This is a genomic window from Tabrizicola sp. (assembly GCF_030694085.1).
Taxonomy (GTDB): Bacteria; Pseudomonadota; Alphaproteobacteria; order Rhodobacterales; family Rhodobacteraceae; genus Tabrizicola.
Window position 1 is genome coordinate 1 of sequence record NZ_JAUXZE010000038.1, and the last position, 1,212, is coordinate 1,212.

Sequence of the window (1,212 nt, forward strand, 5' to 3'; positions counted from 1 at the left end):
CAGAAAAATGCCATTCGCACCGGTGATGTCCGAGGGCGTAAACCAATTCACATCTCCGCCAACCCAATAACGATTAACTTCCTTTGTAGGAGTGCCACCGCCAGTAAACTTAAATGCATGCTCCAGTTTTACTAACTTCCACCCTTCCGGCGCGCCTTTGATGATCTTCACCTTCTCGTGGCCGGGAAAGCGCAGCCGTACAAACCATTCGCGGTAGATTTCCTCGGCCATCTTTTCCAGCAGCGCGATGCGCCGCTGGTTATTTTCGATCAGCTCGTCATACGTCGAGAGTATTGCCGCGATTTTCTTCTGTTCTCCAAAATTTGGTATTAATGCATCAATCCGGGAAAGGATTGTTTGATTTAAAAGCGGCTGTGCACTACCTCCAGCCAAACTGTTTAATGGAAGCGCCTCAAGTAAGAAACTCAAGAATTCGATTGAATACTCGGGCTTGGTGTCCGCAACAATTGTATTGTCACTCGCCCAATACTTTCCCCGTTCATAGTTGATAGAACCGCAATATGCGCCAACGCGCCCGATGATGATGCTGTTCTCGTATTTGTGTTTCGCTGTAAAACCTATGATTCCGTTTGATCCATAAACCGGATATTTGCCGCTTTCTTCAGCAAACACGGCCTTGCCATTGAAGAAATTTAGCGCAGTGCCAAGTGGAACTCTTTTCATTCTTCGCCCGCCACCTGCCGGATGTTTTGGCCAATCACCGCTTCCAGTTTTCGCGCCCCTTTGTTCAGTTCAGCCAGTTCATCATTCATCGCCAGCAACTCCGCGATAAACTCCTCCTCGCTCTTACCATCCTCCTCAATCACCACACCGACATAACGCCCCGGATTCAGCGAATAATCCTGTTCTTTGATTTCCTCGGGCGTGGCGAGTTTGCACAGGCCGGTGACGTCTTCGTATTGCGCGCTGGGAAAGCGTTCTTGCAACCAATGGATATGCTGAAAGTACAGTTCGGCGTTTTTCACATCCTGATGCAGTTCTTCCAGTGCGGATTTGAGCGCTTTTGTTCTGCGGTCAGTTGCGGTGCGCTTGCCTTCCCGCAGCGCCTGTTCGGTTTGCTGTTTTTCGTGCTGGCGCACGGTCTTGTCGAGACGCTTCAAGCCTTCGTGGAGTGCTGAGAAGAAAGGATCGAATGCATTGCGCAATTGGTGTTGTGCCTGATTCTTGGCGTTGACGGTTGCTGTGGAAGAT

At 49.9% G+C, this 1,212-nt stretch carries 2 protein-coding genes; both read right to left on the minus strand.

The window, feature by feature from the left end; genetic code table 11:
- Positions 1-684 (minus strand): restriction endonuclease subunit S (locus Q8M85_RS08950; protein WP_305543190.1); only part of this gene is annotated, 684 nt, incomplete at its 3' end.
- Positions 681-1,212, minus strand: a 532-nt coding sequence (locus tag Q8M85_RS08955) for an N-6 DNA methylase (protein ID WP_305543193.1), incomplete at its 5' end; no start/stop codon positions are given. The genes Q8M85_RS08955 and Q8M85_RS08950, both read right to left, overlap by 4 nt.